Source organism: Pseudonocardia oceanicola, assembly GCF_047200735.1.
In the GTDB taxonomy this organism is placed as follows: domain Bacteria; phylum Actinomycetota; class Actinomycetes; order Mycobacteriales; family Pseudonocardiaceae; genus Pseudonocardia.
Window position 1 is genome coordinate 508,525 of sequence record NZ_JBJZON010000001.1, and the last position, 26,434, is coordinate 534,958.

Annotated in this window: 23 protein-coding genes and 1 pseudogene; 12 read left to right on the forward strand and 12 right to left on the reverse strand. The window is 75.7% G+C overall.

Annotated features, from left to right (window positions below; genetic code table 11):
- Positions 1 to 228: 228 nt before the first annotated feature.
- The 3 genes from ACL02T_RS02365 to ACL02T_RS02375 all read right to left on the reverse strand — a co-directional run bounded on the left by ACL02T_RS02365 (position 229) and on the right by ACL02T_RS02375 (position 5,284).
- Positions 229 to 3,471 carry a response regulator gene (locus ACL02T_RS02365; RefSeq protein ID WP_412828947.1) on the reverse strand — a complete coding sequence of 1,081 codons (3,243 nt, stop codon included), beginning with the start codon at positions 3,469 to 3,471 and terminating at the stop codon, positions 229 to 231.
- Positions 3,468 to 4,778, reverse strand: a complete 1,311-nt coding sequence (locus ACL02T_RS02370; protein WP_412828948.1) for a BTAD domain-containing putative transcriptional regulator — start codon at positions 4,776 to 4,778, stop codon at positions 3,468 to 3,470. Before ACL02T_RS02370 ends, ACL02T_RS02365 begins: the two co-directional genes overlap by 4 nt.
- Before the next feature lie 92 nt (positions 4,779 to 4,870).
- The gene (locus ACL02T_RS02375) at positions 4,871 to 5,284 is read right to left on the reverse strand and encodes a hypothetical protein (RefSeq protein WP_412828949.1); all 414 of its coding nucleotides are present in this window, start codon (positions 5,282 to 5,284) and stop codon (positions 4,871 to 4,873) included.
- 107 nt (positions 5,285 to 5,391) lie between these two features.
- On the opposite strand from ACL02T_RS02375, the gene ACL02T_RS02380 reads away from it, so the two are divergent.
- The 3 genes from ACL02T_RS02380 to ACL02T_RS02390 all read left to right on the forward strand — a co-directional run bounded on the left by ACL02T_RS02380 (position 5,392) and on the right by ACL02T_RS02390 (position 7,949).
- Positions 5,392 to 5,973 carry a DUF6069 family protein gene (locus ACL02T_RS02380; protein WP_412828950.1) on the forward strand — a complete coding sequence of 194 codons (582 nt, stop codon included), beginning with the start codon at positions 5,392 to 5,394 and terminating at the stop codon, positions 5,971 to 5,973.
- Between the two features lie 146 nt (positions 5,974 to 6,119).
- Positions 6,120 to 7,025 carry a DUF3152 domain-containing protein gene (locus ACL02T_RS02385; protein WP_412828951.1) on the forward strand — a complete coding sequence of 302 codons (906 nt, stop codon included), beginning with the start codon at positions 6,120 to 6,122 and terminating at the stop codon, positions 7,023 to 7,025.
- 183 nt (positions 7,026 to 7,208) lie between these two features.
- Positions 7,209 to 7,949 (forward strand): HAD family hydrolase, encoded by a 741-nt coding sequence (locus ACL02T_RS02390; RefSeq protein ID WP_412828952.1) that lies wholly within the window; start codon positions 7,209 to 7,211, stop codon positions 7,947 to 7,949.
- Positions 7,950 to 7,995: 46 nt separating this feature from the next.
- Here ACL02T_RS02390 and ACL02T_RS02395 read toward each other — a convergent pair whose 3' ends face one another.
- The 3 genes from ACL02T_RS02395 to ACL02T_RS02405 all read right to left on the reverse strand — a co-directional run bounded on the left by ACL02T_RS02395 (position 7,996) and on the right by ACL02T_RS02405 (position 11,450).
- On the reverse strand, positions 7,996 to 8,523 hold the full coding sequence (locus ACL02T_RS02395) for a flavin reductase family protein (RefSeq protein ID WP_412828953.1): 528 nt from the start codon (positions 8,521 to 8,523) through the stop codon (positions 7,996 to 7,998).
- Between the two features lie 265 nt (positions 8,524 to 8,788).
- Positions 8,789 to 9,787 (reverse strand): sigma-70 family RNA polymerase sigma factor, encoded by a 999-nt coding sequence (locus tag ACL02T_RS02400; RefSeq protein ID WP_412829323.1) that lies wholly within the window; start codon positions 9,785 to 9,787, stop codon positions 8,789 to 8,791.
- A 397-nt stretch (positions 9,788 to 10,184) separates the two neighbouring features.
- Positions 10,185 to 11,450: an alpha/beta fold hydrolase gene (locus ACL02T_RS02405; RefSeq protein ID WP_412828954.1), complete on the reverse strand. Its 1,266-nt coding sequence runs from the start codon at positions 11,448 to 11,450 to the stop codon at positions 10,185 to 10,187.
- A gap of 258 nt (positions 11,451 to 11,708) precedes the next feature.
- On the opposite strand from ACL02T_RS02405, the gene ACL02T_RS02410 reads away from it, so the two are divergent.
- From ACL02T_RS02410 to ACL02T_RS02420, 3 genes are all read left to right on the forward strand, one after another.
- Positions 11,709 to 13,508, forward strand: a complete 1,800-nt coding sequence (locus ACL02T_RS02410; protein WP_412828955.1) for a PHA/PHB synthase family protein — start codon at positions 11,709 to 11,711, stop codon at positions 13,506 to 13,508.
- 60 nt (positions 13,509 to 13,568) lie between these two features.
- A complete protein-coding gene (locus tag ACL02T_RS02415; RefSeq protein WP_412828956.1) occupies positions 13,569 to 14,015 on the forward strand; it encodes a helix-turn-helix domain-containing protein in 447 nt (148 codons plus the stop codon).
- A gap of 170 nt (positions 14,016 to 14,185) precedes the next feature.
- Positions 14,186 to 14,503 (forward strand): hypothetical protein, encoded by a 318-nt coding sequence (locus ACL02T_RS02420; RefSeq protein ID WP_412828957.1) that lies wholly within the window; start codon positions 14,186 to 14,188, stop codon positions 14,501 to 14,503.
- Positions 14,504 to 14,528: 25 nt separating this feature from the next.
- On the opposite strand, the gene dtd is transcribed toward ACL02T_RS02420, so the two are convergent.
- Both dtd and ACL02T_RS02430 read right to left on the reverse strand, forming a co-directional pair.
- Positions 14,529 to 14,954 carry a D-aminoacyl-tRNA deacylase gene (gene dtd, locus ACL02T_RS02425; RefSeq protein WP_412828958.1) on the reverse strand — a complete coding sequence of 142 codons (426 nt, stop codon included), beginning with the start codon at positions 14,952 to 14,954 and terminating at the stop codon, positions 14,529 to 14,531.
- Entirely contained in the window at positions 14,951 to 16,474 is a 1,524-nt protein-coding gene (locus ACL02T_RS02430; protein ID WP_412828959.1) for a DUF7782 domain-containing protein, read from the reverse strand. The genes dtd and ACL02T_RS02430 overlap by 4 nt, the downstream gene beginning before the upstream one ends.
- 223 nt (positions 16,475 to 16,697) lie before the next feature.
- Between ACL02T_RS02430 and ACL02T_RS02435 the strand changes: the two genes are divergently transcribed.
- The 4 genes from ACL02T_RS02435 to ACL02T_RS02450 all read left to right on the forward strand — a co-directional run bounded on the left by ACL02T_RS02435 (position 16,698) and on the right by ACL02T_RS02450 (position 21,387).
- Positions 16,698 to 18,770 (forward strand): hypothetical protein, encoded by a 2,073-nt coding sequence (locus tag ACL02T_RS02435; protein ID WP_412828960.1) that lies wholly within the window; start codon positions 16,698 to 16,700, stop codon positions 18,768 to 18,770.
- 6 nt (positions 18,771 to 18,776) lie between these two features.
- Complete coding sequence (locus tag ACL02T_RS02440) at positions 18,777 to 20,228, forward strand: FAD-dependent oxidoreductase (protein ID WP_412828961.1); 1,452 nt, start codon at positions 18,777 to 18,779, stop codon at positions 20,226 to 20,228.
- Positions 20,225 to 20,866 (forward strand): HhH-GPD-type base excision DNA repair protein, encoded by a 642-nt coding sequence (locus tag ACL02T_RS02445; protein WP_412828962.1) that lies wholly within the window; start codon positions 20,225 to 20,227, stop codon positions 20,864 to 20,866. The genes ACL02T_RS02440 and ACL02T_RS02445 overlap by 4 nt, the downstream gene beginning before the upstream one ends.
- 86 nt (positions 20,867 to 20,952) lie before the next feature.
- Positions 20,953 to 21,387: an ArsR/SmtB family transcription factor gene (locus ACL02T_RS02450; protein WP_412828963.1), complete on the forward strand. Its 435-nt coding sequence runs from the start codon at positions 20,953 to 20,955 to the stop codon at positions 21,385 to 21,387.
- Positions 21,388 to 21,433: 46 nt separating this feature from the next.
- Here the strand turns inward: ACL02T_RS02450 and ACL02T_RS02455 are convergent.
- Positions 21,434 to 21,688, reverse strand: a pseudogene (locus ACL02T_RS02455) (MarR family winged helix-turn-helix transcriptional regulator); the annotation flags it as partial.
- A 237-nt stretch (positions 21,689 to 21,925) separates the two neighbouring features.
- On the opposite strand from ACL02T_RS02455, the gene ACL02T_RS02460 reads away from it, so the two are divergent.
- Positions 21,926 to 22,264: a DUF3099 domain-containing protein gene (locus ACL02T_RS02460; protein ID WP_412828964.1), complete on the forward strand. Its 339-nt coding sequence runs from the start codon at positions 21,926 to 21,928 to the stop codon at positions 22,262 to 22,264.
- Here the strand turns inward: ACL02T_RS02460 and ACL02T_RS02465 are convergent.
- Positions 22,261 to 23,175 carry a pseudouridine-5'-phosphate glycosidase gene (locus tag ACL02T_RS02465; RefSeq protein ID WP_412829324.1) on the reverse strand — a complete coding sequence of 305 codons (915 nt, stop codon included), beginning with the start codon at positions 23,173 to 23,175 and terminating at the stop codon, positions 22,261 to 22,263. The two genes, ACL02T_RS02460 and ACL02T_RS02465, sit on opposite strands and share 4 nt — an antisense overlap.
- A 10-nt stretch (positions 23,176 to 23,185) precedes the next feature.
- Here ACL02T_RS02465 and ACL02T_RS02470 point away from each other — a divergent pair, with 10 nt between their 5' ends.
- Complete coding sequence (locus tag ACL02T_RS02470) at positions 23,186 to 23,440, forward strand: DUF3039 domain-containing protein (protein ID WP_412828965.1); 255 nt, start codon at positions 23,186 to 23,188, stop codon at positions 23,438 to 23,440.
- A gap of 3 nt (positions 23,441 to 23,443) precedes the next feature.
- Here the strand turns inward: ACL02T_RS02470 and hrpB are convergent, their stop codons facing one another.
- Positions 23,444 to 25,903 (reverse strand): ATP-dependent helicase HrpB, encoded by a 2,460-nt coding sequence (hrpB, locus tag ACL02T_RS02475; protein ID WP_412828966.1) that lies wholly within the window; start codon positions 25,901 to 25,903, stop codon positions 23,444 to 23,446.
- A gap of 35 nt (positions 25,904 to 25,938) precedes the next feature.
- Positions 25,939 to 26,301, reverse strand: a complete 363-nt coding sequence (locus ACL02T_RS02480; RefSeq protein WP_412828967.1) for a DUF3040 domain-containing protein — start codon at positions 26,299 to 26,301, stop codon at positions 25,939 to 25,941.
- Positions 26,302 to 26,434: the final 133 nt, after the last annotated feature.

The window sequence follows — 26,434 nt, forward strand, 5'->3', positions numbered from 1 at the left end:
ACGATCGCCAAGTGCGGCCACGGGGGGTGCGGCTACCGGAGGTGCGGCGCTGTCCGGGGGCCCTGCCTGCGCTCTTCCGGGGCGTGCCGGGCGGTCTCGCGGGGTACCGGGGTCGTCCGGCGGAGAAGTTCGCTCTCTGAAGCGTCGGACGTGCTGACGATCAGGGCGTCTGATGCTGAGAGATCTCACATGTCGCGACGAGGAACCGGGGTCCGACGCCGGCCGCGCTCACGAACCTGCCGCGAGCACGCGGAGGGCCTGCGCGACGCGCGCGTGCTCGCCGGCGATCTCCTCGACGACGGCGCCCGGGAGAGCCGGTCCGTGGGACTCGGCCCGCCGGCACAGCCGGGCCATCGCGGTGGCACCGAACGTGTCGCCGAGGCCCTTGAGCGTGTGGGCGACGCGCTGTGCACCCTCGGCATCGCGCACAGCCACCGCGGTGCGCAGCGCCTTCACCAGCGTCGGGGTCTCGCTGAGGAAGTCCTCCACCAGCCCCGACAGCGCTCCGGGATCACCGCCGACCAGCTCGCGGAGCCGGTCGAGCGCCGCCGGGTCCAGTGCCGCCGAACCCGGTGCCGCCGAACCCGGTGCCGCCGAACCCGGTGCCGCCGAACCCGGTGCCGCCGGGTCCCGTGCCGCCGTCTTCGGCGCGACGGGCGCGTCCCGGCACGCCCGGGCGAGCGCTTCGGCCAGCTCCACGGCCACCAGCGGCTTGGTCAGGTGGTCGTCCATCCCGGCGGCCAGGCAAGCGTCCCGGCCGCCGGGCTCCGCGGTCACCGCGACGATCCACGGTTGCCGCACGTCCGGCTCGGCGCGGATCCGGCGGGTGGCGCCGAGGCCGTCGAGCTCCGGCATCCGGACGTCCATCAGCACGACGTCGTAGTGCCGGTCCCGCACCGCCGCCACCGCCTCCAGGCCGTTGCTGACCACGTCGGCGCGGTGGCCGAGCCGGGTGAGCAGCAGGGACACCAGCCGCTGGTTCACCGGGTGGTCCTCGGCGACCAGGATCCGCGGCATGGCGCCGCCGGTTGCCGTGGCGACCGGGTCCCCGGGGGCGTCGGCGAGGGCCCGGAACAGGGCCGCGGGCCGCACCGGCTTGGGCAGTACGGCGGCGAGCCCGGTGCGGTCGATCCGGGGGAGCCGGCCGAGCGACGTCAGCAGCACCAGGGGCATTCCGGCCCCGGCCGGCCGGGCGTGGATCGCGGCGGCCAGGCCGGGACCGTCGAGCCCGGGCATGCGCTCGTCGAGCACGGCGACGTCGAACCGTTGCCCCTCGTCGAGCCAGTGCAGGGCCGTGGCGGGGGAGGTCGTGTCCTTGACCTGCATGCCCCACGCCCCGAGCCGCCGGCGCAGCAGCCGGAGGCTGCCGGGATGGTCGTCGACGACGAGGGCCCGCAGGCCGGACAGCGCGCGGCCCGCGTCGGGCACGGGATCGCGGCGCACGACCTCGGTCGCCTCGGCGCGCACCGTGACCGAGACCGAGGTGCCCGCGCCCGGGGTGCTCTCCGCGGTGACCGACCCGCCCATCAGCTCGGCCAGCCGTCGACAGATGGCCAGGCCGAGGCCGGTGCCGCCGTAGCGGCGGGCCGTCGAGGCGTCGACCTGGGTGAAGGCGTCGAAGACGGAGCCCAACCGGTCGGGCGGGATGCCGATCCCGGTGTCCCGCACGGTGAACTGCCACTCGTGGCCGCCGTCCTCGACCGGCCGGGCGGCCACGGTGACCGTGACCTCGCCGCGTTCGGTGAACTTCACGGCGTTGCTCAGCAGGTTCAGCAGCACCTGGCGCACCCGGGTCACGTCGCCGACCAGCCCCGGCGGCGTGCCGGGCTCGACCACGCACAGCAGCTCGAGGTCCTTGACGGCGGCGTCGGCCGCCACCAGCTCCAGCGCCCCCTCGACGCATTCGGCGACGTGGAACGGCCTGCGCTCGAGCTCCAGCCGGTCCGCCTCGATCTTGGAGTAGTCCAGGATGTCGTTGATCATCAGCAGCAGCGCGTGCGCGCTGTCCCGGACGATCTCGGCGAACCGCCGCTGCTCGGGCGCGAGGTCGGTGTCCAGCAGCAGCCCGGACATGCCGATCACCGCGTTCATGGGGGTGCGGATCTCGTGGCTCATGGTCGCCAGGAAGGCGCTCTTCGCCCGGTTGGCGCTCTCCGCGGCGGCGGCCGCGGCGCGCAGCGCGTCGGCCGTCCGGATCCGGTCGACGACCTGCCCGAGCTGGGCGGCGACGTCGGAGAGCAGGGCGAGCAGGGCGGGGTCGCGCTCGGCGGGGCCCGGCGCGGCGAACTCCACGACCGCGACCACCTCGGCACCGGCCCGCACCGGCAGGACGACCGCGACCCCGTCGGTCCCGGTGAGCCACCGGGGTTCGCCGGGGACCGGTGCCCGCCCGCCCGGGACGGGCCCGGCCGGCGTGTCGCCGTGCGCCGCGAGGGGCGTGCCGTCGGCGAACGAGGCACGCCCCGTGGGCCAGCCCGTATGGGTACAGACCAGCGCGAGCACCTCGCGGGTCGCGGTCGTCAGGTCGGTGGCGCGGTGTGCGGTGGCCGCCACCTGGTGCAGCAGCCTCAGCTCGGCGGTGCGGGCGCGGACGCGTCCGGCCATGTCGTTGAAGCGACGGGCGAGCGCGCTGACCTCGCCGACGCCGGCCACCCGGGCCCGGACGTCCGCGTCGCCCGCCGCGATCCGGGCGGTCGCGGCGTCGAGCTCGGCGACCGGCCGCAGCACGCTGCGCCGGGTCGTCACGACGAGCACCGCCATGCCCGCCAGCAGCAGGACCGCGGTCGTGACGGCCGCGGCGGACCAGCCGCGGGCGCGCTGGGCGGCCTGCGCGGTCTCCCGCGCCGTCCGGGTGTCGACGAGCGTGAGCACCTGCCCGATCGGCTCCATGATCCCGGCCTTGGCGTGCAGGTAGGTCGCGTCGTAGAGCATCGCGCTCGCCCGGGCGCGGTCGACGTCCGAGGTCTGCGTACCCGCCGCCACCAGCGCGAACGCCTGCTCCTCGATCCGCGCCAGGGCGTCGGAGCGGGCCTGGGCGGTGGCCAGCAGCTCCTGCTCCCGGTCACTGAACCCGGCCCGGGCCGCGAGCGTCGCGAACGGGGCCGGCGGGACGAAGGGGGTCGGCCGCCGGCCGGTGTCGCTGACGACGTCCCAGTAGATGCCGTCGTAGCCCGCCGGTCGCGGCGCGGTGCCGGCCCGGATGGCCAGGATCTCCCGGAACCAGCCGAGGTAGCGGGGTTCGCCCGTGGCCACGTAGGAGCGCGCCATCCGGGTGAGGTCGTCGGAGGTCTGGCGCAGCTCGTAGGCCAGCCGCAGGGACTCCGAGCGCCGGGCCTCGGCCTGCGTTGCGTCCTGCATGCTCTGCTCCGCGAGCAGGCTGACCAGCAGCACGGTCGCGAGCAGCGCCCCGCCGACCCCGAGCCCGACGGTCAGCAACCGGGTGAGCGTCAGCCTCCCGTCCCGACGGCTCACCGCCGCTCGGCCAGGGCGCGGGCGCGGTCGACCTCGGTGCGCAGCGCCGCGATCTCGGCCCGTTCCCCGTCGTGCCGCCGTTTGAGCGCGAGCGAGGACCGCATGCGCGCCCGGAGCATCGCGGCGCTGAAGGGTTTTGGCAGGTAGTCCGTGGCCCCCAGCTCGATGCAGCGCACCACGCTCGCCAGCTCGGACACCGCCGAGACCATGATCACCGGCAGGTGGTCGAGCGCGGGATCGGCCTTGATCGCGGCGAGGGTGCTGTAGCCGTCCAGCACCGGCATGAGCAGGTCGAGCAGGACGACGTCGAACCCGTCGTCGAGCCGAAGCAGCTCCAGCGCGCGCCGGCCGTTCTCGGCGGAGTGCACCTCGTGCCCCAGCTCGGTCAGCGCGGCGACCAGCACCGTGCGGTTGATCCCGCTGTCGTCGACGACGAGGACGCGACCCGGCGCGTCCGTGCGGGAACCGGCCGGGTCGGGCGCGGGAGCCGGGAGGACGACCGGTCGAGGCGGCTCCCAGCTCAGGTCCGGATCGTGCCGCAGGACCGCCTGCTCCAGCTCGCGCAGCCGGGTGCCGGGGTCCAGACCCAGCTCCTCGCGCAGCACGCGGCGGCCGTGCCGGTAGGTCTCGAGGGCGTGGGCCTGCCGCCCGCAGCGGTAGAGGGCGAGCATCAGCTGGGCGCGGGAGCGCTCCCGCATCGGGTGCGTGCGCACCCGCCGCTCCAGCTCGGGCACGACCGCGGCGTGCCGGCCCAGCGCCAGCTCGGCGTCGGCGCGGTCCTCGGCGGCGCCGAGCCGCAGCTCGTCGAGGCGGGCGGCCTCGGCGCGGACGAACGGCGCGTCGGGCAGGTCGGCGAGGGCAGGGCCGCGCCACAGCTCCGCGGCCCGGGCGAGCAGCTCGGCGGCCCGGTTCGGATCGTCGCCGGCCAGGGCCGCGTGGCCCTCGTCGGCGAGCCGGGCGAACGCGTGCGCGTCGACCGCCTCCGGCTCCACCGCGAGCCGGTACCCCGGCGCGGCCGTCACCAGTACCGTCGCGGGAGCACCGCGCGGACGATCGGGTTCCAGGGCGCGGCGGAGGTGGGACACGAAGACCTGCACCGTGGCCGCCGCACGGGCCGGCGGATGCTCGGGCCACAGGTCGTCGATCAGCTGCTCGAGCGACACGACCCGCCCCGCCCGCAGCAGCAGGGACGCGAGCGCGGCCCGCTGCTTCGGGCCGCCGAGCTCCACCCGCCGCCCCGCGCGCCACGCCTCCACACCGCCGAGCACCCTGAACTCGATCAACGGACCGTCCGCAGGGCCGACCATGGACCGAGCATGAGCAGCCGGTGTGCACGACGTGTAACCGGCATGTGACGATCAGATAGCACGGGGTGCCGGGGCCTTCCCGGCCGACGGCGCTAGCGCCGCTTCTGCGCGGCGTCGGACCGGCGCAGCACGGCCGCTGCGATCCGGACCACCGAGGAGTCGGCGATCACGGCGGCGATGCCCCACGGGCCGACCCAGCCGGACACCGGCTGTCCGCCGGTGGCCAGGGCCGCGCCCAGCACGCCGAGGAAGCTCGCGACCCCGAGCATGCCGAGCACGGCGGTGCCCAGCACGACGTGCGGCACGGGCCGGGTGACGAGCAGGGCGACCGCAGCCAGCCCGGCCGCGCAGAGGACGGCGGAGAGCACCTGCGCCCACACCGCCCCGCTCACGACGGCGAGCCCGCCGTGCGCGACGGCCGCCGCGGCGACCAGCCCGAGCAGGAGCTTCGGGGGCTGCAGGGTGTCGCGCGGGAGCGCGGGCTCCGGCGGCGTGGGGGCGGACACGGCCCCAGGGTAGGCCCACCCGGTCGTGGCGCCGTGGCGGCTTTGCCCCTCGCCGCGCGGCCGACACACTCACCGGAGACGAGGTGCGGCGCGGCGAGGGGAACGGGATGTCCGGCGGTTACGGATCGGGCGGCGGGTACGGCACCTGGGATCGCGGGGACGAGACCCGGCGGCTCCCCGACCAGGGCCCGCAGTACGGCGATCACCAGTACGCGGACCACCAGTACGGGGAACAGCAGTACGGGGCCGAGCACCCGCCGCGTGCACCGAAGCCCTCGGTCGATGCCGGCCGGCTCTGGGCGGCCGGCGTGGCCACGGCCCTCGTCGCCGCGCTGATCGCGCTGGTCGGGACGCTGATCGTGCGCGCGGTCCTGCGGATCGCCTTCAACGGCCCCGCCAGCTCCGGTGCGCTCGGTGACTCGCGCACCGTCCTGCTCTGCATCCTGTCCGCGGTCGCGGCGCTGGCGGCGACAGGCCTCGCGCACCTGCTGCTGCTCTCGACGCCCCGGCCGATGACCTACCTGTCGTGGATCGTCGGCCTGGTGACGGTGGTCGCGGCCCTGCTGCCGCTGCTCGGCTCGGCGCCGCTGGGGGAGCGGGTGGCCAACTCCGTGATCCACCTGGTGATCGGCCTCGTGATCAGCAGCCTGGTCGCCGGGGCGGGGGCCTCGGCCCGTCGGGTGCGGTGACATGGCCTGAGGGGACCGGACGGGCGGGAAGCGGCGGCCTCACACAGTAGCCCGGGATGGTCCGCGGCCGTACTCCGGTCATGGGTCCGTGAACGACCCGGTGAGGCACGCGGCGCGACCCGCCACGGGGTGGCAGGCTGCCGCCCGTGCCCTCTCGTGCCGCGGAGTCGACCCCCGCCCGCCGCGCGCCGAGCGGCCGACCGCGGGTCCTGTCGGCCGCCCGGCTGCTCGCGCTCTGCCTGCCGGCGCTGCTGCTGGTGGCGTGTGCCCGGCCCGGGGTGAACCAGCTCGCGCCCGATCCGGCCGACCGCACCCCGGCCGTCACCACCCCGACCGTCACCACCCCGGCCGCCACCACCCCGGCCGCCACCACCTCGACGGCCACCACCCGGCCCGGGGCCCCGAGCGCGGCGCCCCCGGCCGCCCTGGCCGCGCAGAGCGCCCCGTTGCCGCCAACCTCCCCGGGAACGACCCCGACGACCACCGCGCTGTCGCCGGTCGACCTGCGCGCGGGCCTCACCGGCCGGTCCGTCCCGAGCGACGGGAACGGCAGCCTGGCCGTGGTGCCGGGCTCGACCCCCGCCCCGGGACCCGGACCGGTCCGCGAGCTGAGCGTGGCCGTCGAGGCCGGGCTCCCCGTCGACCCGGACGCCTTCGCCGGGTTCGTGATGGACACGCTGAACGACCCGCGGGGCTGGGGCGCCGGCGGTGCGCTCTCCTTCGCCCGCACGGACGGTGCGGCCACCATCCACCTGGTGCTCGCCACGCCGGGCACCACGAACCGGCTGTGCGCCCCGCTCGACACGGCCGGCGAGGTGTCCTGCCGCAACCAGGAGATGGTCGTCCTGAACTTCCGCCGGTGGGTCGAGACGACCGCGGAGTACGCCGACAACCCCACGGGCTACCGGCAGTACCTGGTCAACCACGAGGTCGGGCACGCCCTGGGCCACGGCCACGAGACCTGCCCCGGCGCGGGCCGTCCCGCGCCCGTCATGCAGCAGCAGACCCTGGGACTGCACGGTTGCACGCACAACAGCTGGCCGCACCCGTGACCCCACGGACGAAGGGTCGGCCGGGTGCGCGCCCATGTTGCTGCAGACCCAGGAAGTGCACGGCGTCGGAGAACCAGTCCGGGGGCCGCGGCCGGGACGGCGACACCCGGGAGCGGTGATCCGTTCACCGGGGCGCCGCCCGCCGGTCGCCTCCCGGTCACCCGGGCGCGATGGAGTGCAGTGATGCGCCTGGCCGTCCTCGACCTCGTCGGCACCACGGTCGCCGACGGCGGCCTGGTCCTCGACGCGGTCCGCCGCGGCCTGGTGACGGTGGGGGTGCCGGTGGTCGGACCGCGGTTCCCGGCGCTGGAACGGCAGGCCCGCGCCACCACCGACCGTCCGGTGCTGCGGGTCTTCCTCGACCTGCTCGACGGCGACCTGCGGCGGGCGCGGCTCGCGGCCGACGCCTACGAGGCCCACCTGCGGGAGGCGGCGGAACAGGGCCGGGTCGCCGAGGTCCCGGGGGCGGGCGCGGCGATCGGCGCACTGCGCGAGGCCGGCACGGCCGTGGTGCTGGTGGCCGGGGTCGGCCCGCAGACGCGGGACGCGCTGGTGGCACGGGCGGGCCTGTCGGCCGACCTCCTCCTCACGCCGGCCGACGTCGGCGGGCGCGGATGGCCCGAACCGGACCTGGTGCTGGCCGCCGCGACCGCGGTGGACACCGCGCCCGTGGACTGCGTGGTCGTCGCGGACTCGACGGCGGGGATGACCGCCGCGATGCGCTCCGGTGCCGGGCTGGCGCTGGGAGTGCCCAGCGGGGCACACACGCCCGCGCGGCTGCGTGCGGCGGGGGCCCACGACGTCCTCGACTCGGTCGTGGACCTGCCGGCGCGGCTCGGCCTGCCGCAGCCACCGGCGCGGGCCGCCCCCGACGCCGGACACCCGCGCATCCCGGACAACGGGCTCATCACGCCCGCGGGCTGAGCCTCCCTCGGACGCCCCCAGGGGACCGAGGGCACGCTTCCCGCCGTCAGCTGGTCTCCTCGGACTCGCTCGCCACGGGGGGCGTGAGCCCGTAGTTGCCCCGGTAGAACAGCAGCGGCAGCCGGGAGGCGTCGGCGCCGAGGTTGGCGACCTGGCCCAGCACGACCGTGTGGTCGCCACCGTCGTACTCGTTCCAGAGGCTGCAGTCGATCCAGGCGCTCACGCCCTCGAGGACCGGCGAGCCGGAGGGCGCAGGGTTCCAGGAGACACCGGCGAACTTGTCCGTGCCGGACCGCGCGAACCCGTTGCTGTACTCCTGGTGGTCCTCGGCGAGGACGTTCACGCAGAAGGAACCCACCTCGCGGATCCGGGGCCAGGTCGAGGAGGTGCGCGCGGGGGAGAAGGAGATCAGCGGCGGGTCCAGGGACAGCGAGGCGAACGACTGGCAGGTGAAGCCCAGCGGCCCGTCCGGCCCCTGCGCCGTGATCACGACGACGCCCGAGACGAAGTGCCCCAGGACGTCGCGCATCGCCTCGGGGGTCACCGGCTGGGGAGTCTCCGTCGTACTCGGCATGCCCGTGAGCCTAGGCAGCGCGCGGCCGGATCACCATGCCTGATCTTCCGACCCGGCGTGATCTCGCGCGGCGCCCGCCCGGCCGACATCCACCGATCGGGCCCGCCTGTCGGGCCGGCACCGGTGCCGTCCGCACCGAGAATGATCACCGGCCGGCGGCGCCCCCGTCTCGTGGGGAGCCCGGTGGGGCGGCGTCGGCCCCGACCCGCGACGGCCGCGGCCCCGCATCCCTGGTCGGGTGCGGGGCCGCGGCCGTGGTGCGTGCTCAGCTGGCGTAGGCGCGCAGGCGGTCCGCCCGCTCGCCGACCCGCAGCTTCGCCATGACCTCGCGCTCGATCTGGCGCACCCGCTCGCGGGAGAGTCCGAAGCGGCGGCCGATCTGGTCCAGCGTTCGCGGCTGGCCGTCGTCGAGGCCGTAGCGCATCCGGATCACCGCCTGCTCGCGCTCCTCCAGCGTGCCGAGCACGCGGCGCAGATCGTCGTGCAGAAGGTGCGAGATCACCGTGTTCTCGGCGTCGGCCGCCTGGTCGTCCTCGATGAAGTCCCCGAGCGGGGCCTCCTCGTCGCTGCCGACCGGCATGTCCAGACTCACCGGGTCCCGCGCGTGGTCGAGCAGGTCGGCGATCTTCTCCTCGGGCAGGCCGGACTCGGCGGCCAGCTCCTCGTGGGTGGCCTCGCGGCCGAGGCGCTGGTGCATGTCCCGCTTGATCCGGGCCAGCTTGTTCACCTGCTCCACCAGGTGCACGGGCAGCCGGATGGTGCGGGCCTGGTCGGCCATGCCGCGGGTGATCGCCTGCCGGATCCACCACGTGGCGTAGGTCGAGAACTTGAAGCCCTTGGCGTAGTCGAACTTCTCCACCGCGCGGATCAGGCCCAGGTTGCCCTCCTGGATCAGGTCGAGCAGCGGCATGCCGCGGCCCGTGTACCGCTTGGCCAGCGAGACGACCAGGCGCAGGTTCGCCTCGAGCAGGTGGTTGCGCGCCCGCTCGCCGTCGCGCACCACGGCCCGCAGGTCGCGGGCGTACGCCGGGTCGAGCTCGCGGCCCTCGACACGCGCGGTGTCGAGCACGTGCGAGGCGAAGACGCCGGCCTCGATGCGCTTCGCGAGGTCGACCTCCTCGGCCGCGGTGAGCAGCGCGGTCTTGCCGATCCCGTTCAGGTAGACGCGGACGAGGTCCGCGGCCGGGCTCTGGGCGTCGAGATCCTCGGCCGTCAGCTCCGGACGCCCCGGCTCCTGTGTGCCCTGCTGCGCCTCGTCCGCCATCGTCTCGTCGAAGGCCTCCTCCGGCGCCCGGGCGGCGGCCGCCTCGCCCTGCGCGGACGTGCTCCGCGCCCGTGCCGGCTTCTTCGCGGCACCGGAGGGCGAGGTCGAGGTACGCTGGCCGGGAACGCGAGCCGGCGCGCGGCGCCGGGTGGGCGCCGTCGCGGAGTCGCTACCGGTGCTCCGGCGTGCGGATCCGGCGTGTGCAGGGTCCAGTGCGGGATCCACCGTCGGTGCCACTGTCATGGACGTTCCTCCCCTAACGCGACCCGGGCGGTGCGCCAGTGGGGACTGGCCCTCCGCCGGGGTTCTACAGGGTTGAACGCACGGGTGCGGATAAACGTTCCCGGCTCCGCGCATCCGCCGTGCGGGTGACGGGAGCCGGGGACGTCGATCCGCGTCAGGCCACGCCGGAGATGCCGCTCGTGGACAACGCCCGGACCTCGGACATGAGCGCCGGCCAGTCCCTGTGCAGGGCGTTCCGCCCGGTGAACAGGCCCAGATGGCCGCCCGCGGCGACCCGCTTGGTGATCTTCGTGGCCGGCGTCGACACGTGATCGGCGATCGCGAACAGCTGCGCGGGCGGCGTGATGTGATCCGTGGCACCCGCGAGCAGGAACAGCGGACAGGAGATGGCGTCGAGGCGCGCCGGCCGCCCGCCGACCTCGAGCTCGCCGCGCACCAGCCGGTTGCGCCAGAACAGGTGCTCCACCAGCCAGAGGTAGAACGCCCCCGGGATGTCCTGGGTGTGCTTGAACCAGTCCTCGAAGATCCGGTAGCGCTCCACGTGCGCCGGGTCGTGGACGTCGGCGAGCAGCTGCAGCTGGCGGCCGATCTCGGCCTGCGGCTGGATCATCACGAAGTTGGCCAGTACCGCCGCCCCGGCCATGATCCCGCCCTTGGCGGCCACCAGTGCCCGGTAGGGAGCGAGCCCGAACCGTCCGGCGAGCGCCTGGGTCGAGGCCGCGATGACCGAGTCGCCGGCGTGGAAGTCGATCGGCGCGCCGGCGAGCGTCAGCGTGTGCACGCGCCCGGGGTGCAGGGTTGCGTAGATGGCCGCCAGCCAGCCGCCCTGGCAGTCGCCCACGAGGTTGGCCCGCCCGCCCATCCGGCGGATCGAGCGGTCGATCACCTCGATGTAGTCGGTGATGGTGATCCGCTTCGTCGCCTGCGTGGCCGTCCGCCAGTCGAGCGAGTAGAGGCGGGTGAGACCGGACTCGCGCAGCGCGGTCAGCTGGCTCTGGCCCGGGGCGAAGTCGACGACCGTCGAGCTGTGGCCGGCCTGGGGCGGGAGGACCAGGGTGGGGACCACGGGATCGGCGCGGTGCTCGTCGGCGGTGAAGTCGCGCAGTACGGCGAAGTCGGTCTCGAGGGTGATGCGGTGCGGGAGGTGCCAGCGGGGCGCGGCCCGGTCGAGCACGGTGCCGGCCCACAGCGCGGTCCGGGCGGGGGCCGCCCACGGGCGCCGGGCGAGCGACCACCAGGCGGCGCCGGCCGCCCTGCCGGCCTCGGCCAGGCTGCGGGCCGCCGTCTCGGTGCCGTAGCGGAGGAGGAAGCGGTACGGGTGCTCGGCGGCGGGACCGCCGACCGGGGTGCCCGCGAGCTCCTCGGTGCCGCTCCGCTCGAGAGTGCTCTCCCCGGTGTCGCCGGACAGCGCGCTGGTCATGGGTCGTCTCCCATCGCCGGTGATGTCGACCGTCGTGTGCTACTCGACGGTAAGTCTTGGTGGGGATCCCGAGCAACCGGAGGCCTACTCGAGAGTAGTGCTTGCCATACCAAGCGCAGGTGACGGGGCTTGCGGAGTGAGCTGAATCCCTTGCGCCGCGCTACCGGGCAGTACCCCCCACCATGGGGCGACCGCCTGCCGCAGAGCCCGATCGGCCCGGGGGCGGGTACCAGTCGTTCACGGGGGAGGCCACGGCCGATGACGTCCAGGAAGATGCTTGCAGCAGTACCGCCGACCGAGGGCGGAACGGGCGACGCCACCGAACGGGCGGGGACCGAGGACCACGCGCGTCGCGTGGTCGACTCGGTGACGGATGCGGTGAAGCACCGGCTCGACCCCCGGTCCGTCGCCGCGCGGGTGGACCCGATCGGTTTCGTGCCCGCGCTCGCGGGTGCGGCGAAGGCGGCGGTCACCCATCCGCGCAGCACGGTCAAGGTCGGTCTCGGCTGGGGGCTCGACGCCGCCCGGGCCGGTGCCGTCTCGGCGTTGCGCGCCGTGGGGGCGACCAGGCAGGGGCCGGCCGTGCTGCCCGAGCGCGACCCGCGGTACAAGGACCCCGTCTGGGAGGAGAACGCCTGGTACTGGCTGTGCCGCCAGGAGTACGCCCTCTTCGCCGCGCGGCTGCGCGAGCTGTCGGCCGGCCTCGAGCTCGATCCGGTCACCCGGCACAAGATCGACTTCCTGGTCGGCCAGCTGATCGAGGCCGCCGCCCCGCCGAACTGGCCGGCGGGCAGCCCGGGGATGGTGCAGAAGGCCTTCACCACCGGGGGGCGCAGCCTGGCCCGTGGCGCCCGCAACGCCGTCCGCGACCTCGTGCAGAACGGCGGCCTGCCGCGCCAGCACACGCCCGGCCACTTCACCGTGGGGAAGGACCTCGCCGTGACGCCGGGCAAGGTCGTGTTCCGCAACCGGTTGATCGAGCTGGTCCAGTACGCGCCGCAGACGCCGACGGTGCACGAGATCCCGCTGCTCATGAGCCCGCCGTGGATCAACAAGTACTACATCATGGACCTGGCGCCCGGGCGCAGCCTCGTCGAGTGGGCGGTGCAGCACGGGCACACCGTCTTCATGATCAGCTACCGGGACCCGGACTCGTCGCTGCGCGACCTGACGATGAGCGACTACCTGCGCGAGGGGCCGCTGGCCGCGCTCGACGTGGTCCAGGAGATCACCGGGGCGCCGAAGGTCAACGTGGCGGGGCTCTGCCTCGGCGGCACCCTCGCGGCCTCGCTGCTCGCGTGGCTCGCCGCCCGGGGCGAGGACCGCGTCCACAGCCTCACGCTGATGAACACGATGCTGGACTTCAGCAAGCCGGGCCAGCTGGGGGTGTTCACCGACGAGGCGACGGTCGACCGCCTCGAGCGCACGATGCGCAAGGACGGCTACCTGCCGGCCTCGAGCATGAAGCGCACCTTCGACCTGCTCCGCGCCACGGACCTGCTGTGGAACTACGTCGAGGTCAACTGGCTGCAGGGCGACGATCCGGTGCCGTTCGACATGCTCACCTGGAACGCCGACTCCACCCGCATGCCCGCGGAGATGCAGGCCGAGTACCTGCGCGCCCTCTACATCCGCAACGAGCTGGCGGAGGGCAAGTTCGAGCTCGCGGGCGAGCAGCTCGACCTGCAGCAGGTCCGGCAGGACGCCTACGTGATCACCGCAGAGCGCGACCACATCGCGCCGTGGGAGTCGGTCTACCTCGGCGCCCGCGAGCTCGGCGGGACCGTGCGATTCGTGCTGTCGAACTCCGGTCACATCGCCGGCGTCGTGAACCCGCCCTCGCCGAAGTCGCGGCACTGGTTCACCGAGACCACCGAGCTGCCGGCCACCGCGCGGCAGTGGCGTGACGACGCCACCGAACAGCGCGCGAGCTGGTGGGAGGACTGGGCGAACTGGGCCGAGGCGCACGGGGGCGACAAGGTCACGCCGCCGCCGCTGGGCTCCGACGCCCACCCCGCGCTCGGCGACGCCCCGGGCACCTACGTGCGGGGGAGCTGACCGCCTCGCACGCCGGGCCGGCTCGCGACACCGGGGCCCCCGATCGGGAAGACTGGGGGCATGACGACGGGTGGCGGTGCCGGTCCGGCGGAGGACCGGGTGCGGGACGGGGGCTGGTCCGACCAGGTCAACGCGCTGGGCGGGTTCATCCGCGCCCAGCGCCAGATGGCCAAGCTGTCGCTGCGCGAGATGGCCTCCATGACCCGGGTCTCCAACGCCTACCTCAGTCAGGTCGAGCGCGGGCTGCACCAGCCGTCGCTCAAGGTGCTGCACTCCATCGCCGACGCACTGCACCTCAACACCGAGCAGCTCCTGCGCCAGGCCGGCTGGGGAGGCGGGTCCGACGCGGCGTCGGCGACCTCGACGGCCTCGACGGCGCACGCGGACCCGGCCGAGGAGGCGTCCGGCCCGTGCTCGGTGGAGGAGGCCGTGCGCGCGGAGACGCGGTTGACCGAGGAGCAGAAGACGGCGCTGCTCGGGGTGTACCGGAGCTTCCTGGAGTCCTGACGGGGTTCGGTGCGGGTTGTGCGCCGAGCAGGTATGAGGCCGTGACGGGGTGCACCACCAGCGTTGATTGACATACTTAACGCTGGTGCGTAGTTTAGGTAGCGCGCGCCGATCGGTGCGCGACCGCGACACACCCCGCCCCGACCGAAGGGCTGAGGAAGGAGGCCGACATGGCCGGCACCAGCGAGCGACTGAACGACTTCACCAAGCGCGGCCAGGAGGCCGTGAGCTCGGCGTTCGACGCCTGGACGGACGCGATCGGATCGTTCGCCCCGTTCCGCCCGACCGCCGCCGACGCGCAGAGCCTGGTCGACACGTCGTTCGGCGCGGCCGAGAAGGTTCTCGCCAGCCAGCGCGACTTCGCCAAGAGCGTGGTCGAGGCCGGCGCCAAGGTCGTCGAGACCGTGGGGGAGCAGGCGGACCGGGTCACGTCGAAGGCCCGCGCCGCCGCCACGCACGACAACGGGCAGCACGAGCACCACGGCTGATCCTCACCCCGGCGGGCCTTGCCCGTCAGGTCTCGACCAGCACGGTGAACGGGCCGTCGTTCACCGAGGCGACGGCCATCTCGGCGCCGAACAGGCCGGTCTCCACGTGCGCGCCCCGCGCGCGCAGGGCGGCCACCACGGCGTCGACGACCGGCTCGGCCACCTCCGGCCGGGCCGCGGCGGACCACGAGGGCCGGCGGCCCTTGCGGGTGTCGCCGTAGAGCGTGAACTGGCTGACCACGAGCAGCGGGGCGCCCGCGTCGGCGCACGACCGTTCGCCGTCGAGCAGCCGCAGCTCCCAGAGCTTGCGGGCCATCCGCTCGACGTCCTCGGCGGCGTCGGCGTGGGTCACGCCCAGCAGCACGAGCAGGCCCTCGCCCTCGATGGCGCCGACGACCCGGCCGTCGACGGTGACCGAGGCGCCACGGACCCGCGAGGCGACGGCCCTCACGCGCGGTCCCCGGTGGCCGCGGGCACCAGCACCCCGTGCCGCACGAACTCCCGCACGGCGGGCAGTGCGGCTTGCACCAGGGCGTCGACCGGCCGGTCGTGGGCGAGGGACAGCAGCGCGAACAGTTCCTCGAGGGGCAGTGCGCCCGAGCAGCCGGCGAGCAGCGCGGCGGCGGGCTCGTCGACCTCGTGCCGCCACTGCGGCCCGTCGGCGAGCACGACCGCCGCGCCCGCGTCGGACCAGCCCTCGACGCCGGCCACGGCGTACCGCTCCAGGGTCGCGCTCGGCGAGAGGGCCAGCCGCGCGCCCAGCAGGGCCGCGTCGCTCGCGTGCTCCCGCAGCCAGTCGACGCGGTCCAGCCAGCCGGTCATCTCCGCGCCCAGCGGGTCGGCGAGCTCGCCGGGCAGGTCCTCGACCACGATCTCCGGGGCCCGCCCGTCGGGGACCGTGCGCAGCAGCAGGAAGCCGAACCCGACGGCCTCGACCCGCTCGGCCTCCAGCCAGTCCAGCCAGGCCGCCGCCTGCGCGCGGGTGGCCGGCGCGGCGAGGTCCAGCCCGGCGTCGCGCTGCCAGGTGCCGACGTGCAGCGCGGGGTCGGTCACCTCGCGCTGCACGATCCAGGCGTCACAGCCTCCGGGAACCCATGCCCGCACCCGGTCCGGCCAGTCCTCGCCGCGCACGTGCAGCCACGAGCCCAGCAGCTGGGCCCGGCCGCCGGGCCGCAACCGGGCCGGCAGGTCGTGCAGCAACCCGGCCAGCGCCGCGTCGCCCGCCTGCCCGGAGTCCCGGTAGACGTAGTCCACCCGGGCGGGACCGGGCACGAACGGTGGGTTGGACACGATCGCGTCGAACCGCCGGTCGGCCACCGGCTCCAGCCAGGGTCCCTCGACCAGGTCGACGGTGTGCACGCCGGACAGCGCGAGCGTGGCCCGGGCCGTCGCCAGCGCCCGCGGTGCGACGTCGGTTGCGGTGACCCGCCCGGAGAACCGGCTGGCGTGCAGGGCCTGCACCCCGCACCCGGTCCCGAGGTCGAGGGTGTCCCGCACCGGCGTGCGGACCAGCGACGACGCCAGCGTGAGCGATGCCCCGCCGACCCCGGTCACGTGGTCGCGGTCCTGCCGCGCGGCGGGTGTGTCGAGGTCGGAGAGGACGTACCAGAGGGCCTCGCCGGCCGGGTCGTCCGAGTGCTCCTCGCCGTAGGGACGCAGGTCCATGGCGGCCCGCACGCCGTCGGGGGTGCGGGCGAGGAGCCCGCCCGCGACGAGGGCGTCGACCTCCGGCAGCGGCGGCGCCGCCTCCGTGCCGCCCAGCAGGAACAGCCGGACCAGCGAGCCGAGCCCGCCGCCCTCGCGGGTGGCCCGGGCGGCGGCCTCGGGCTCGCCGCGGGTCAGGGCCGCGTGGGCACCCGCGCCGAGCAGGTCACGCACACCGGTGGTGGTGAACCCGTGCTCCAGCAGGCTGTCGCGGAGCCGGGCGCAGAGATCGTCGGACAACGCGGGGGGCGGTGCGGCGGCGTTCACCCGGCCATCCTCACCGACGCCGGTCCGCGCTGGTCGGCAGGGGGCGAACGCCCGGCCCCGGCCGCCGGGGAGCGATGGGCGAACGCCGGCGGGGCAGCGGGAGGAGCCTGGCGTCGCGCGCCGCGACCGGCACTGCGCCGGGGCGCCTTGCCGGTTGCTTACGGTCGGCGGGCCACGCGGGGTCCCGCTGTCCATCCGCGCGTCCCGCCGACACCATGACGGGGTGACGCTGGGCGACTCCCTCGCCGCGCGCCGGCGCGACCGCTTCGTCGGACGGGTGGGGGAGCGGGAGCTGTTCCGGGCGGCCCTCGACGGGGAGGAACCGCCCTTCGCCGTGCTGCACCTGCACGGACCGGGCGGGATCGGGAAGACCACTCTGCTCGACGCCTTCGCCGACCTCGCGGCCGACGCGGGCACGTCTCCCGTCCGGCTGGATGCCCGGGAGCTGCAGCCGGTGCCGGCGGCGGTGCTCGAGGCGCTGTCCGGGCAGCTCGACGTCCCCGACGGCGACGGGCCGATCACCGGGCCGGGCCGCGTCGTCCTGCTCGTCGACTCCTACGAACGGGTGGAGGCGCTCGACGACTGGCTGCGCACCGCGCTGCTGCCGCGGATGCCCGCGGACGCGGTCACGGTGCTCGTCGGCCGCCGGCCGCCCACGGCGGGCTGGCGCGCGGACCCGGCCTGGTCCGACCTGCTCCGGGTCGTGGCGTTGCGCAACTGGAGCGGTGAGGAGAGCCGGCGGTACCTGTCGGCCCGCGGCATCGACGGGACCGCGCACGACCGCCTGGTCGACGTCGCGCACGGACATCCGCTCGCGCTGGCTCTGCTCGCCGACGTGGCCGCGCGGGGCGCCGAGCCCGTCGGCGACGCGCTCGACCCCGACCTCGTCGCGACGCTGGTCCGGCGGATGGTCGACTCCGTCCCCGACACCCGCCGGCGCGACGCCCTGGCGGTGTGTGCGCTCGCGCGGGTCACCACCGAACCACTGCTGCGCGCCGCGCTCGGGACCGGCGACGCCGCCGAACCGTTCGCGTGGCTCAGGGAGGTGTCGGTCGTCGAACCCGCACCGGGCGGGCTGGTCCCGCACGATCTGGCCCGCGAGGTCCTCGACGTCGACCTGCGCTGGCGGGATCCCGAGGGCTACCGGCGGATCTTCCGGGCCGTGCGGGGCCAGGTGCACGGGCGAGCGCGGACCGAACGCGGGCGCGCACAGCAGGAGGCGCTGTTCGACGAGAAGTTCCTGTTCCGCAACCTGCCGGGGATCCTCTCACCGGTCGACTGGTCGAGCTGGGGACGGCACCATCCGCAGCCGCTCCGCGCCGACGAGCACCACGCTGTCCTCGAGCTGGTGCGGGCGGCCGAGGGCGAGGAGGCGGCCGCGATCGCCCGGCGGTGGCTGGCGGCCCAGCCCGAGGGGTTCCACGTGATGCGCCGCGGCGACGGGTCGGTGCGCGGCATCCTCGCGCTGCTGGACCTCACCCGTGCCGCCCCGGACGAGATCGAGTCCGATCCCGGCGCCGCGGCGGCGTGGCGGCACTGCCGGGCCCACGGCCCGCCGCGGGCGGGCGAGTCGGTGACGCAGACCCGGTTCGTCGTCGACGCCGAGGTCCACCAGGGGCCGTCGCCGACGATGAACGCCGCGCCCGTCCTCACCATCCAGCGCCACCTGGCCACGCCGCGGCTCGCCTGGGACTACCTGACGCTGGCCGAACCCGACCGGTGGGACGACTACTTCGCGATCGCCGACCTGCCCCGCGCCGCCGGTGCCGACTTCACCGTCGGCGGAGGGCGGTTCGGCCTGTTCGCCCACGACTTCCGCCGGGTGCCGGTCGACGCGTGGCTGGAGCTGGTCACCGAGCGCGCCCTGGCCCGCGACTTCACCCTTCCCGCGCCCGCGGAGCCGCTGCTGCTCCCGCTCGCGGAGGACGAGTTCGCCGCGGCGGTGCGGCAGGGCCTGCGCGACCTGAGCCGTCCGGACCTGCTCGCCCGTAACCCGCTGCTGCGCACCCGGCTGCTCGTCGACCGCGCGGGTGACGGGGAGCCGGGCCCGGAGCAGCTGGCCGAGGTGCTGCGCGGGGCCGTCGGCTCGCTCGGCAGGCACCCGCGCGACGACAAGCTCCTGCGGGCACTCGACCGCACGTTCCTGCGGCCGGCGTCCACCCAGGAACGTGCGGCCGCGGTACTCGGGTTGCCGTTCGGCACCTACCGGCGGCACCTGACCTCGGGGGTGCACCGGGTCGTCGCGGACCTGTGGGAGCGCGAACTCCACGGCGAGGCGCCGGCCGAGCACCGCTGAGCACACGTGAGCAGGGGTGAGCACCTCGTGGACTGGCGACCGGACACCGCGGACCCGCACGGTGCGGGCATGCTTGCCGAGCGTGGAACCGGTACCGGACCGCACCTCGGACGCGCCGTCGTGCTGGGGGCGGGGATGGCGGGCCTGCTGGCCGCCCGCGTGCTCGCCGAGGCCTGCGCCGAGGTCGTGGTGGTCGAGCGCGATCTGCTCCCCGACGAACCGGCCGCCCGTCGCGGCGTACCGCAGGGCCGCCACATCCACGCCCTGCTGGCCCGGGGCCAACAGGTCCTGGAGGCGCTCTTTCCCGGGCTGAGCGGCGAGCTCGTCGCCGCAGGGGTGCCCACCGGCGACATGCTCGGTGACGTGCGCACCTGTTTCGGTGGCCACCGCTTCGCCCGCACCCGCTCCGGTCTGGTGGCGTTGTCGGCCAGCCGGCCCATGCTGGAAGCGCACGTGCGGCGGCGGGTGAGGGACCTGCCGGGCGTGGAGTTCCGGGACGGGTGCGACGTCGTCGGGCTCGCGACGGGCACGGTGGGCTCCGGCGGGGACCGGGTGGTCGGCGCCCGCATCCTGCGGCGTGCCGACGGCAGCGCCGAGCAGGTCCTCGCCGCGGACCTGGTCGTCGACGCGACCGGACGCGGGTCCCGGGTGCCCACCTGGCTCGACGACCTGGGTCGCGGACGGCCGCGGGCCGAGCGGGTGGGCGTGGACATCCGCTACGCCAGCCGGGTACTGAGGCTGCCGCCGGACGCGTTGGGCGGCGATCTGGCCGTCCTGACCGGCCCCACCCCGGCCCACCCGCGCGGCGGTGCGCTCGCCGCCATCGAGGGTGGGCACCACCTGCTGACGCTGTTCGGCATGGGCGACGACGCCCCACCACGGGATCCCGACGGGTTCGGCGCCTTCGCCCGAAGCCTGCAGTTCCCGGACATCGCCGATGCCGTCGCGGAGGCCCGGCCGCTGTCGGATCCGGTGCCGTACCGGTTCCCGGCCGCCGTTCGGCACTCCTACCACCGGGTCCGGGACCTCCCGGCCGGGCTGCTGGTGGTGGGGGACGCCCTCTGCTCGTTCAACCCGATCTACGGCCAGGGTGTCACGGTCGCGGCGCTGGAGGCGCTGGCGCTGCGCCGCCACCTGGCCGGGGGCGCCGGGGTTCGCTCCGCGGCGGTCCGACGCGACCTGGCCGGCGCCGGGCGCGCCGCATGGGACCTCGCGACCGGGGCCGACCTCGCGTTCCCCGCGGTCGAAGGCCGGCGCGGCGCCGCCACGCGGTTCTCCGGTGCCTACGTCGCCCGGCTGCAGGCCGCCGCCGCCGACGACCCCGTGCTCGCCCGGGCCTTCGTCCGGGTCACCGGGTTGGTCGACCCGCCGCCGGCGCTGCTGCGGCCAGGGGTGGCCGCCCGGGTCCTCGCGCAGCGGGCGCGACTCCCGACGAGGGCCGGGCGTCGGGCAGGATGAGGCGCGTGCTGAGCCTCTCCCAGGACGTCGCCGCCGACGCGCTGCTCGACCGCGACCCGCTCGCCCTGCTCACCGGGATGCTGCTCGACCAGCAGATCCCGATGGAGCGGGCGTTCGCGGCGCCCGCCGAGCTGGCCCGGCGGCTCGGCACGGACACGCTCGACGCGCGGCAGATCGCCGGCCACGACCCGGAGAAGCTGGTCGAGGTCTTCGCGGAGAAGCCCGCGCTGCACCGGTACCCGCGGTCGATGGCGGGCCGGGTGCAGGCGCTGCACCAGGCGATCGTGGAACGCTACGACGGCGACGTCACCGGCATCTGGAGCGACGTCGCCGACGGCAGGGAACTGTTCCGGCGGCTCGCGGCGCTGCCCGGGTTCGGCACGCAGAAGGCGCAGATCTTCGTGGCGCTGCTCGGCAAGCAGCGCGGCGTGGCGCCCGAGGGGTGGCGCGAGGCCGCCGGGAGCTACGGCGAGGAGGGGTCGTTCCGGTCGGTGGCCGACGTCGTCGACCCCGGGTCGCTGGAACGGGTCCGCGAGTTCAAACAGGCGGCCAAGGCGGCGAAGAAGGCGGCCCGGGACACGACCCGGGACACGACCCGGAACACGACTCGGGACACGACCCGGAAGACGGCCCCCTGACGGCCCGGCGGACGCGGACGGGGAATCCCGGTGACGCCCGTCGGAGGGTGGCCGCGACGTGATCGCCCCGCAGTAGCATCGACGGCGTGCACAAGGTCCCGACCGACCGCCGCGAGATGCGGGTCATCGACCCGGATCAGGTGTGCGACGCGACCGCCGTGCTCGCCGACACCGAGCAGGTCCAGCACGCGGCCACCGTCCTCGACGCGCTCGGCGAGGTGAACCGGCTGTCGATCCTGCTGGCGCTGCAGCATGCCGGCGATCTCTGCGTGTCCGACCTCGCCGTCGCCGTCGGGATGAGCGACAGCGCCGTGTCGCACGCGCTGCGGCTGCTGCGGGCGCACGGCATGGTCACCGCGCACCGTGAGGGCCGGCTGGTGCGGTACCGGATCTCCGGCGGGCTGGCGAAGCGGCTGCTCGAGGTCGTCTCCGAGGAGGCCGTCGGTCCGGTGCGGCTGCACGCGCACGGCGCGCACGACGACGCGGACGACGCCGCCCCGAAGCCGGGCCGCACGGGCTAGCCCCGGCGAGCCACTCGCTCACCTCGACCAGGTGCGACCGGCGGTCCATCGGGTCGCGGTGCCGGACGATCAGCTGCTCGACCTCCCACCCGTGCAGGTGGTGGGACACGGTCGCGCCCGTGACGCCCAGCGCCCTCGCGATGTCCCGCTGGTTCGCGGCCGGACGGCTGAGGAGGTACGGCAGCACCCGCCACGTCGACCGGGTGGCGCCGTGCTCGGCGAGCCGTCGGTCGAGCGCCCGGTCCGCCGCTCGCGCGGTGGCCACCAGGCGTTGACCGAGCGTGACGGTCGTCCGGGCCATGGGGGTCTCCAGGGAACGCTCGAGATCTCAAGCGTCGGACGGTCTGACGGTGTGGGCGGCTGATGCTTCGAAAGCTGACGTCTCGACAAGGTCCCGGCCCGGGGGCGGCGCCGACGACGCCCTCGGGCGGTGGGCCGACGGAGTGGTCCCGGGGCAGCGTGTTGCGGACGCAACTCCTTCCCGGGTCGACGCGCGTACCGTCGGGACCAGTGACACGATGGGGAAGGAGGTGGTCCGGTGACGACCGAACCCAGTCGCGCGACGGGGCGGGGCTCCGACCCCGTGCTCATCACGGACGCGCAGCGCTCCTACGAGGAGGAGCTGGCCACCCGGAAGCGACGCTACAAGATCATGATGGGGATGCGCATCCCCTGCATGGTCCTCGCCGCCGTCTTCTACCAGATCCCGTGGCTCGCGGTCACCCTGCTGGTCATCTCGATCCCGCTCCCGTGGATCGCGGTGCTCATCGCCAACGACCGGTTGCCGCTGAAGACGGAGAAGTTCGACCGCTACCAGGGTGAGCGCCTCGAGCTGGAGGCCGAGGACCACCCGGTCATCGAGAGCGGCAACAACTAGAGGTTCCCGAGCTGCCCGGCGACCTGCGCCGCGAGGCGGGCGTTGGCGCGCACCAGCGCGACGTTGGTGGTGAGGCTGGCGCCGGCGCTGGCGGAGTGGAAGTGCTCGAGCAGCGCCGGGGTCACGTCCTTGCCCGTGATCCCGCGCTCGGCGACCAGCTGCAGCCCCTCGGCGAGCAGGCGGTCGTGCAGGGCGGCGTCGAGCTCGTCGGCTTCGGGCACCGGCCGGGCCAGCACCATCCCGGAGCCCGTGCCGAGCGCGACGTGCGCCCGCCATGCGGCCGCGGCCTCGCCGGCCGAGTCGACCCGCCACGGCACCGGGAAGCCGGCGTCGCGCCGGTAGAAGCCGGGGAAGCGATCGGTGCGGTAGCCGACCACCGGGACCGAGGAGGTCTCCAGGACCTCCAGCGTGGCGCCCACGTCGAGGATCGACTTCACCCCTGCGCACACGACCAGGACCGGCGTCGCGGCGAGGGCGGGCAGGTCGGCGGAGACGTCCCAGGTCTCCCGGGCGTCTCGGTGCACCCCGCCCAGGCCGCCGGTGGCGAAGACGCGGATCCCGGCGAGGGCGGCGAGCCGGGCGGTGGCCGCGACGGTCGTCGCGCCGGACCGGCCGAGTCCGGCGGCCACGCCCAGGTCCCGCACCGACAGCTTCTCCAGCCCGCCGGCGCACACCCGGTCGAGCTCGGCGGACCCCAGCCCGACGTGTGCGCGCCCGTCGAGCATCGCGACGGTGGCCGGCACCGCCCCGGCCGCCCGTACCTCGTCCTCCACCTCCTCGGCCACCTCGCGGTTGCGCGGCGCGGGCAGACCGTGCGCCAGGAGCGTGCTCTCCAGCGCGACGACGGCCCTCCCGGACCGCAGTGCGGCGCGGACGGCGGGCGAGAGCACGAGGTCGGGCACGTGGGGCATCATGGAGCACATGCCGACCCAGACGCTGCCCGACGTCGACACCCGGCCCCAGGGGACCGACTCGACCGGCTCCGACGAGCCGAAGATGTTCCACTACGTGAAGAAGTCCAAGATCGCCGAGAGCGCGGTCCTGGGCAACATGGTGGAGGCGCTGTGCGGGGAGCGGTTCCCGGTCACGCGCTCGCCCAAGCCGGGCTCGCCGGTCTGCCCCGACTGCAAGAAGATCTACGAGGGCCTGCCCCAGGGCGGCGGGGACGGGGAGTAGTCCTCAGTCCGGCCGGTTCCGCCCGGTCCGCCGGGTCGGGGTGGCGGACCGCGGGTCCTCCGGCCAGTGGTGCTTCGGGTAGCGCCCGCGCAGCTCGGCGCGGACCTGCGGGTACCCGGTCGCCCAGAAGGAGCCGAGGTCGTCGGTCACGGCGGCCGGCCTGCCCGCGGGCGAGAGCAGGTGCAGCAGGACGGCGACGCCGGCGACCCGCGGTGTGTCCGTCCACCCGAAGGCCTCCTGCACCCGGACGGGCAGGACCGGCCGGTCGCCGGAGTAGTCGACGGCGATCCGTGAGCCGCTCGGTACGGTGATCCGCTCCGGGGCGAGCTGGTCGATCCGCCCCGCCAGGGGCCAGCCGACCAGGCTGCGCAGCGCCGACCCGACGTCGACGGCCGCGAGGTCGGCCCGGCGCCGCGCCCCGGCCAGCGGGGCCGCCAGCCACCCCGCCGGGTCGGCGGCCCCCGCGACCAGATCCTCCTCGGCGACCCCCGGCCACTCACCGCCGAGGGTGCGGTGCAGGAAGGCGAGCCGGTCGCGCAGCGCCCGGTCCGCGGCGGTCCAGCGCAGCAGTCCGGTGCCCTCGGCGCGCAGCCCGGCGACCAGCGCCTCCCGTACCAGCGCCGGATCGGGATCGCGCAACGGCCGCTCCTCCAGCACGATCGCGCCGAGCCGGCGCACCCGGCGGGCACGGACGTCGCCGTCGGCCCAGACCACCTCCTCGAGGTCGTCGAGCAGCGCCGACGCCACCTCCTCGGCGAGCGCCCGGTCGGCGGCCGCCGCCAGGCGCACCCGGCCGTGCGCCGCTCCGGGTGTGCGGTCCGCGACCGCGACGGCGAGCCATTCCCGGGCGCCGAGCCCGGCGTCGGCGACCTCGACGGCCGTGCCGCCGGCCATCAGGAACACCGGCGCCTCCCCGGGGCGCCGCCGCGCGGTCCGCTCCGGATGGGCCAGGCCCGCCACCAGCGCCGCCTCCGATCCGCCGCCGGCGTCTCCCGACCCGGGCACGAGCCGGGCCAGCCGGGCCGCCTCCGCGCGCCAGCGTCCGGCGGCCGGGTGGTGCCCGCTCCGCAGCCGGCCCAGCTCGGCGGCGAGGTCGGTGCCGGTGGCGAGGGTGCCGTCGTCGAGCAGGGCGACGACCTCGGCCGCGGCCCGGGGCCCGACGGCCGCGGCGCCGTCGAGCAGCGCGCGGGCCAGTCGCGGGTGCAGCCCGAGCCCGGCCATCCGCTCCCCGCGCGGCGTCGCCGCACCGGTGGCGTCGACCGCGCCGAGCGCCCGCAGCACCGCCCGCCCGGCCGCGAGCGGGCCCTCCGGTGGGGCGTCCCACCAGTGCAGGCCGGACCCGTCGGGCGTGCCCCACACGGCGAGGTCGAGGGCGAGCCGGGTGAGGTCGGCGGTGCGAATCTCCGGCTGCGGGAACGGCGCGAGCACCCGTCCTTCCGGCCAGCAGCGGTACGCCTCGCCCGGCGCCTCCCGCCCGGCGCGCCCCGCTCGCTGCTCGGCGACGGCCCCGGATTCCGGGATCGTCACCAGCCCGGCGAGGCCGCGGCGGTGGTCGACCCGCGGGACCCGCGCCAGCCCCGAGTCGACGACGGCGCGCACCCCCGGCACGGTCAGGCTCGACTCGGCGATCGAGGTGGCCAGCACCACGCGCTTCCCGGTGTCGCGCAGTGCGGCGTCCTGCTCGGCGGGCCGCAACCGCCCGTGGAGCGGTAGCACCGGCACCCCGAGGCCGCTCAGCGCGGCCTCGGTCCGGCGGATCTCCGGTACCCCGGGCAGGAACGCGAGCACCGCCCCGTCCGTCCGCTCGAGCGCCGCGCGGACCCCGCGCGCGACGCACGCCTCGATCCGCTCGCCGCGCTGCGGCGGGGTGTGCCGGACGGTGACCGGATGGGTCCGTGCCTCGACCTCCACCACCGGCGCCGGGTCCGCGGCGCCGAGCAGCGCCGCGAGGCGGCCTGCCGCGACGGTGGCCGAGGCCGCGAGCAGCGGCAGGTCCGGGCGGAGCCCCTCCCGGGCGTCGAGCAGCAGGGTGAGCAGCAGGTCCGCGTCGAGGTGCCGCTCGTGGCACTCGTCGAGCACGACGGCCCCGACGCCCGGGAGCTCCGGGTCGCGGGCCAGCCGGCGCAGCAGCAGCCCGGAGGTGACGACCTCGACCCGGGTGTCCGCCGAGGTGCGCGAGTCGCCGCGCACCGAGTAGCCGACCCGGCCGCCGACCTCCTCGCCGAGCAGCGCGGCCATCCGCCGCGCGGCGGCCCGGGTGGCGACGCGCCGGGGCTCGGCGACGACGACCCGCCCCGGGACGGCGTCGGCGAGCGCGAGCGGGACGAGTGTGGTCTTGCCGGTGCCGGGCGGCGCGACGAGGACGGCGGCCCCGTGCGCGGTGAGCGTGCCGGTGACATCGGTGAGCGCCGCCCGGACGGGCAGGTCGGGGAGGGCGCCGGGGTCGGCGACGAGGGCGGGCACGTCCGCAGTGTGCCCGCCGGTAACGGGTGGGTCCCTCAGACCTCGGTACCGCTGTCGGCGCGGCGCTGCGTGGCCGCCTCGGTCGCGGCCCGGGCGCGGGCCAGGTTGCGCCCCACCAGGGCGAGGATGCCGACGGTGCCGCCGATGCTCAGCAGCACCGCCAGCGCGCCCCCGGCACCGCCGACCGCGGCCGCGACGATCACCATGACCAGGGCGACCACGGCGAAGACGGCGTGCGCACGGCGGACCTCGGCGGGCGCGGAGCCGCCGCTGCCGGAGGTGTTCCGGAACCGGTGGTCGAGGTCGGGGAACTGGCCGACCAGCCGTCGCTCGAGCTCCTCGAGCTGCTGGCGTTCGGCATCGGTCAGGTGCGGGGGGCGGGACTCCGGGACGCTCACCCTTCCTGCATACCCCTGACGTGCGGATCCCGACACTCCGGGGAGGTCGCGTCCGCAACCCTTTCGGTGAACAGTCCTCCGCGCGGGGCGAGTGGACACGACGGGCGGAGGGCCTATCTTAACGAGCGTTCAC

Bases quoted from the DNA above. Each gene is read 5' to 3' on its own strand.
- ACL02T_RS02465 (WP_412829324.1), bottom strand. From the start codon at position 23,175: ATGCCCCACGTGCCCGACCTCGTGCTCTCGCCCGCCGTCCGCGCCGCA.
- ACL02T_RS02395 (WP_412828953.1), bottom strand. From the start codon at position 8,523: ATGCCGAGTACGACGGAGACTCCCCAGCCGGTGACCCCCGAGGCGATG.
- ACL02T_RS02415 (WP_412828956.1), top strand. From the start codon at position 13,569: ATGACGACGGGTGGCGGTGCCGGTCCGGCGGAGGACCGGGTGCGGGAC.
- ACL02T_RS02370 (WP_412828948.1), bottom strand. From the start codon at position 4,778: ATGGTCGGCCCTGCGGACGGTCCGTTGATCGAGTTCAGGGTGCTCGGC.
- ACL02T_RS02470 (WP_412828965.1), top strand. From the start codon at position 23,186: ATGCCGACCCAGACGCTGCCCGACGTCGACACCCGGCCCCAGGGGACC.
- ACL02T_RS02410 (WP_412828955.1), top strand. From the start codon at position 11,709: ATGACGTCCAGGAAGATGCTTGCAGCAGTACCGCCGACCGAGGGCGGA.
- ACL02T_RS02380 (WP_412828950.1), top strand. From the start codon at position 5,392: ATGTCCGGCGGTTACGGATCGGGCGGCGGGTACGGCACCTGGGATCGC.
- ACL02T_RS02390 (WP_412828952.1), top strand. From the start codon at position 7,209: ATGCGCCTGGCCGTCCTCGACCTCGTCGGCACCACGGTCGCCGACGGC.
- ACL02T_RS02405 (WP_412828954.1), bottom strand. From the start codon at position 11,450: ATGACCAGCGCGCTGTCCGGCGACACCGGGGAGAGCACTCTCGAGCGG.
- ACL02T_RS02445 (WP_412828962.1), top strand. From the start codon at position 20,225: ATGAGGCGCGTGCTGAGCCTCTCCCAGGACGTCGCCGCCGACGCGCTG.
- ACL02T_RS02400 (WP_412829323.1), bottom strand. From the start codon at position 9,787: ATGGCGGACGAGGCGCAGCAGGGCACACAGGAGCCGGGGCGTCCGGAG.
- ACL02T_RS02420 (WP_412828957.1), top strand. From the start codon at position 14,186: ATGGCCGGCACCAGCGAGCGACTGAACGACTTCACCAAGCGCGGCCAG.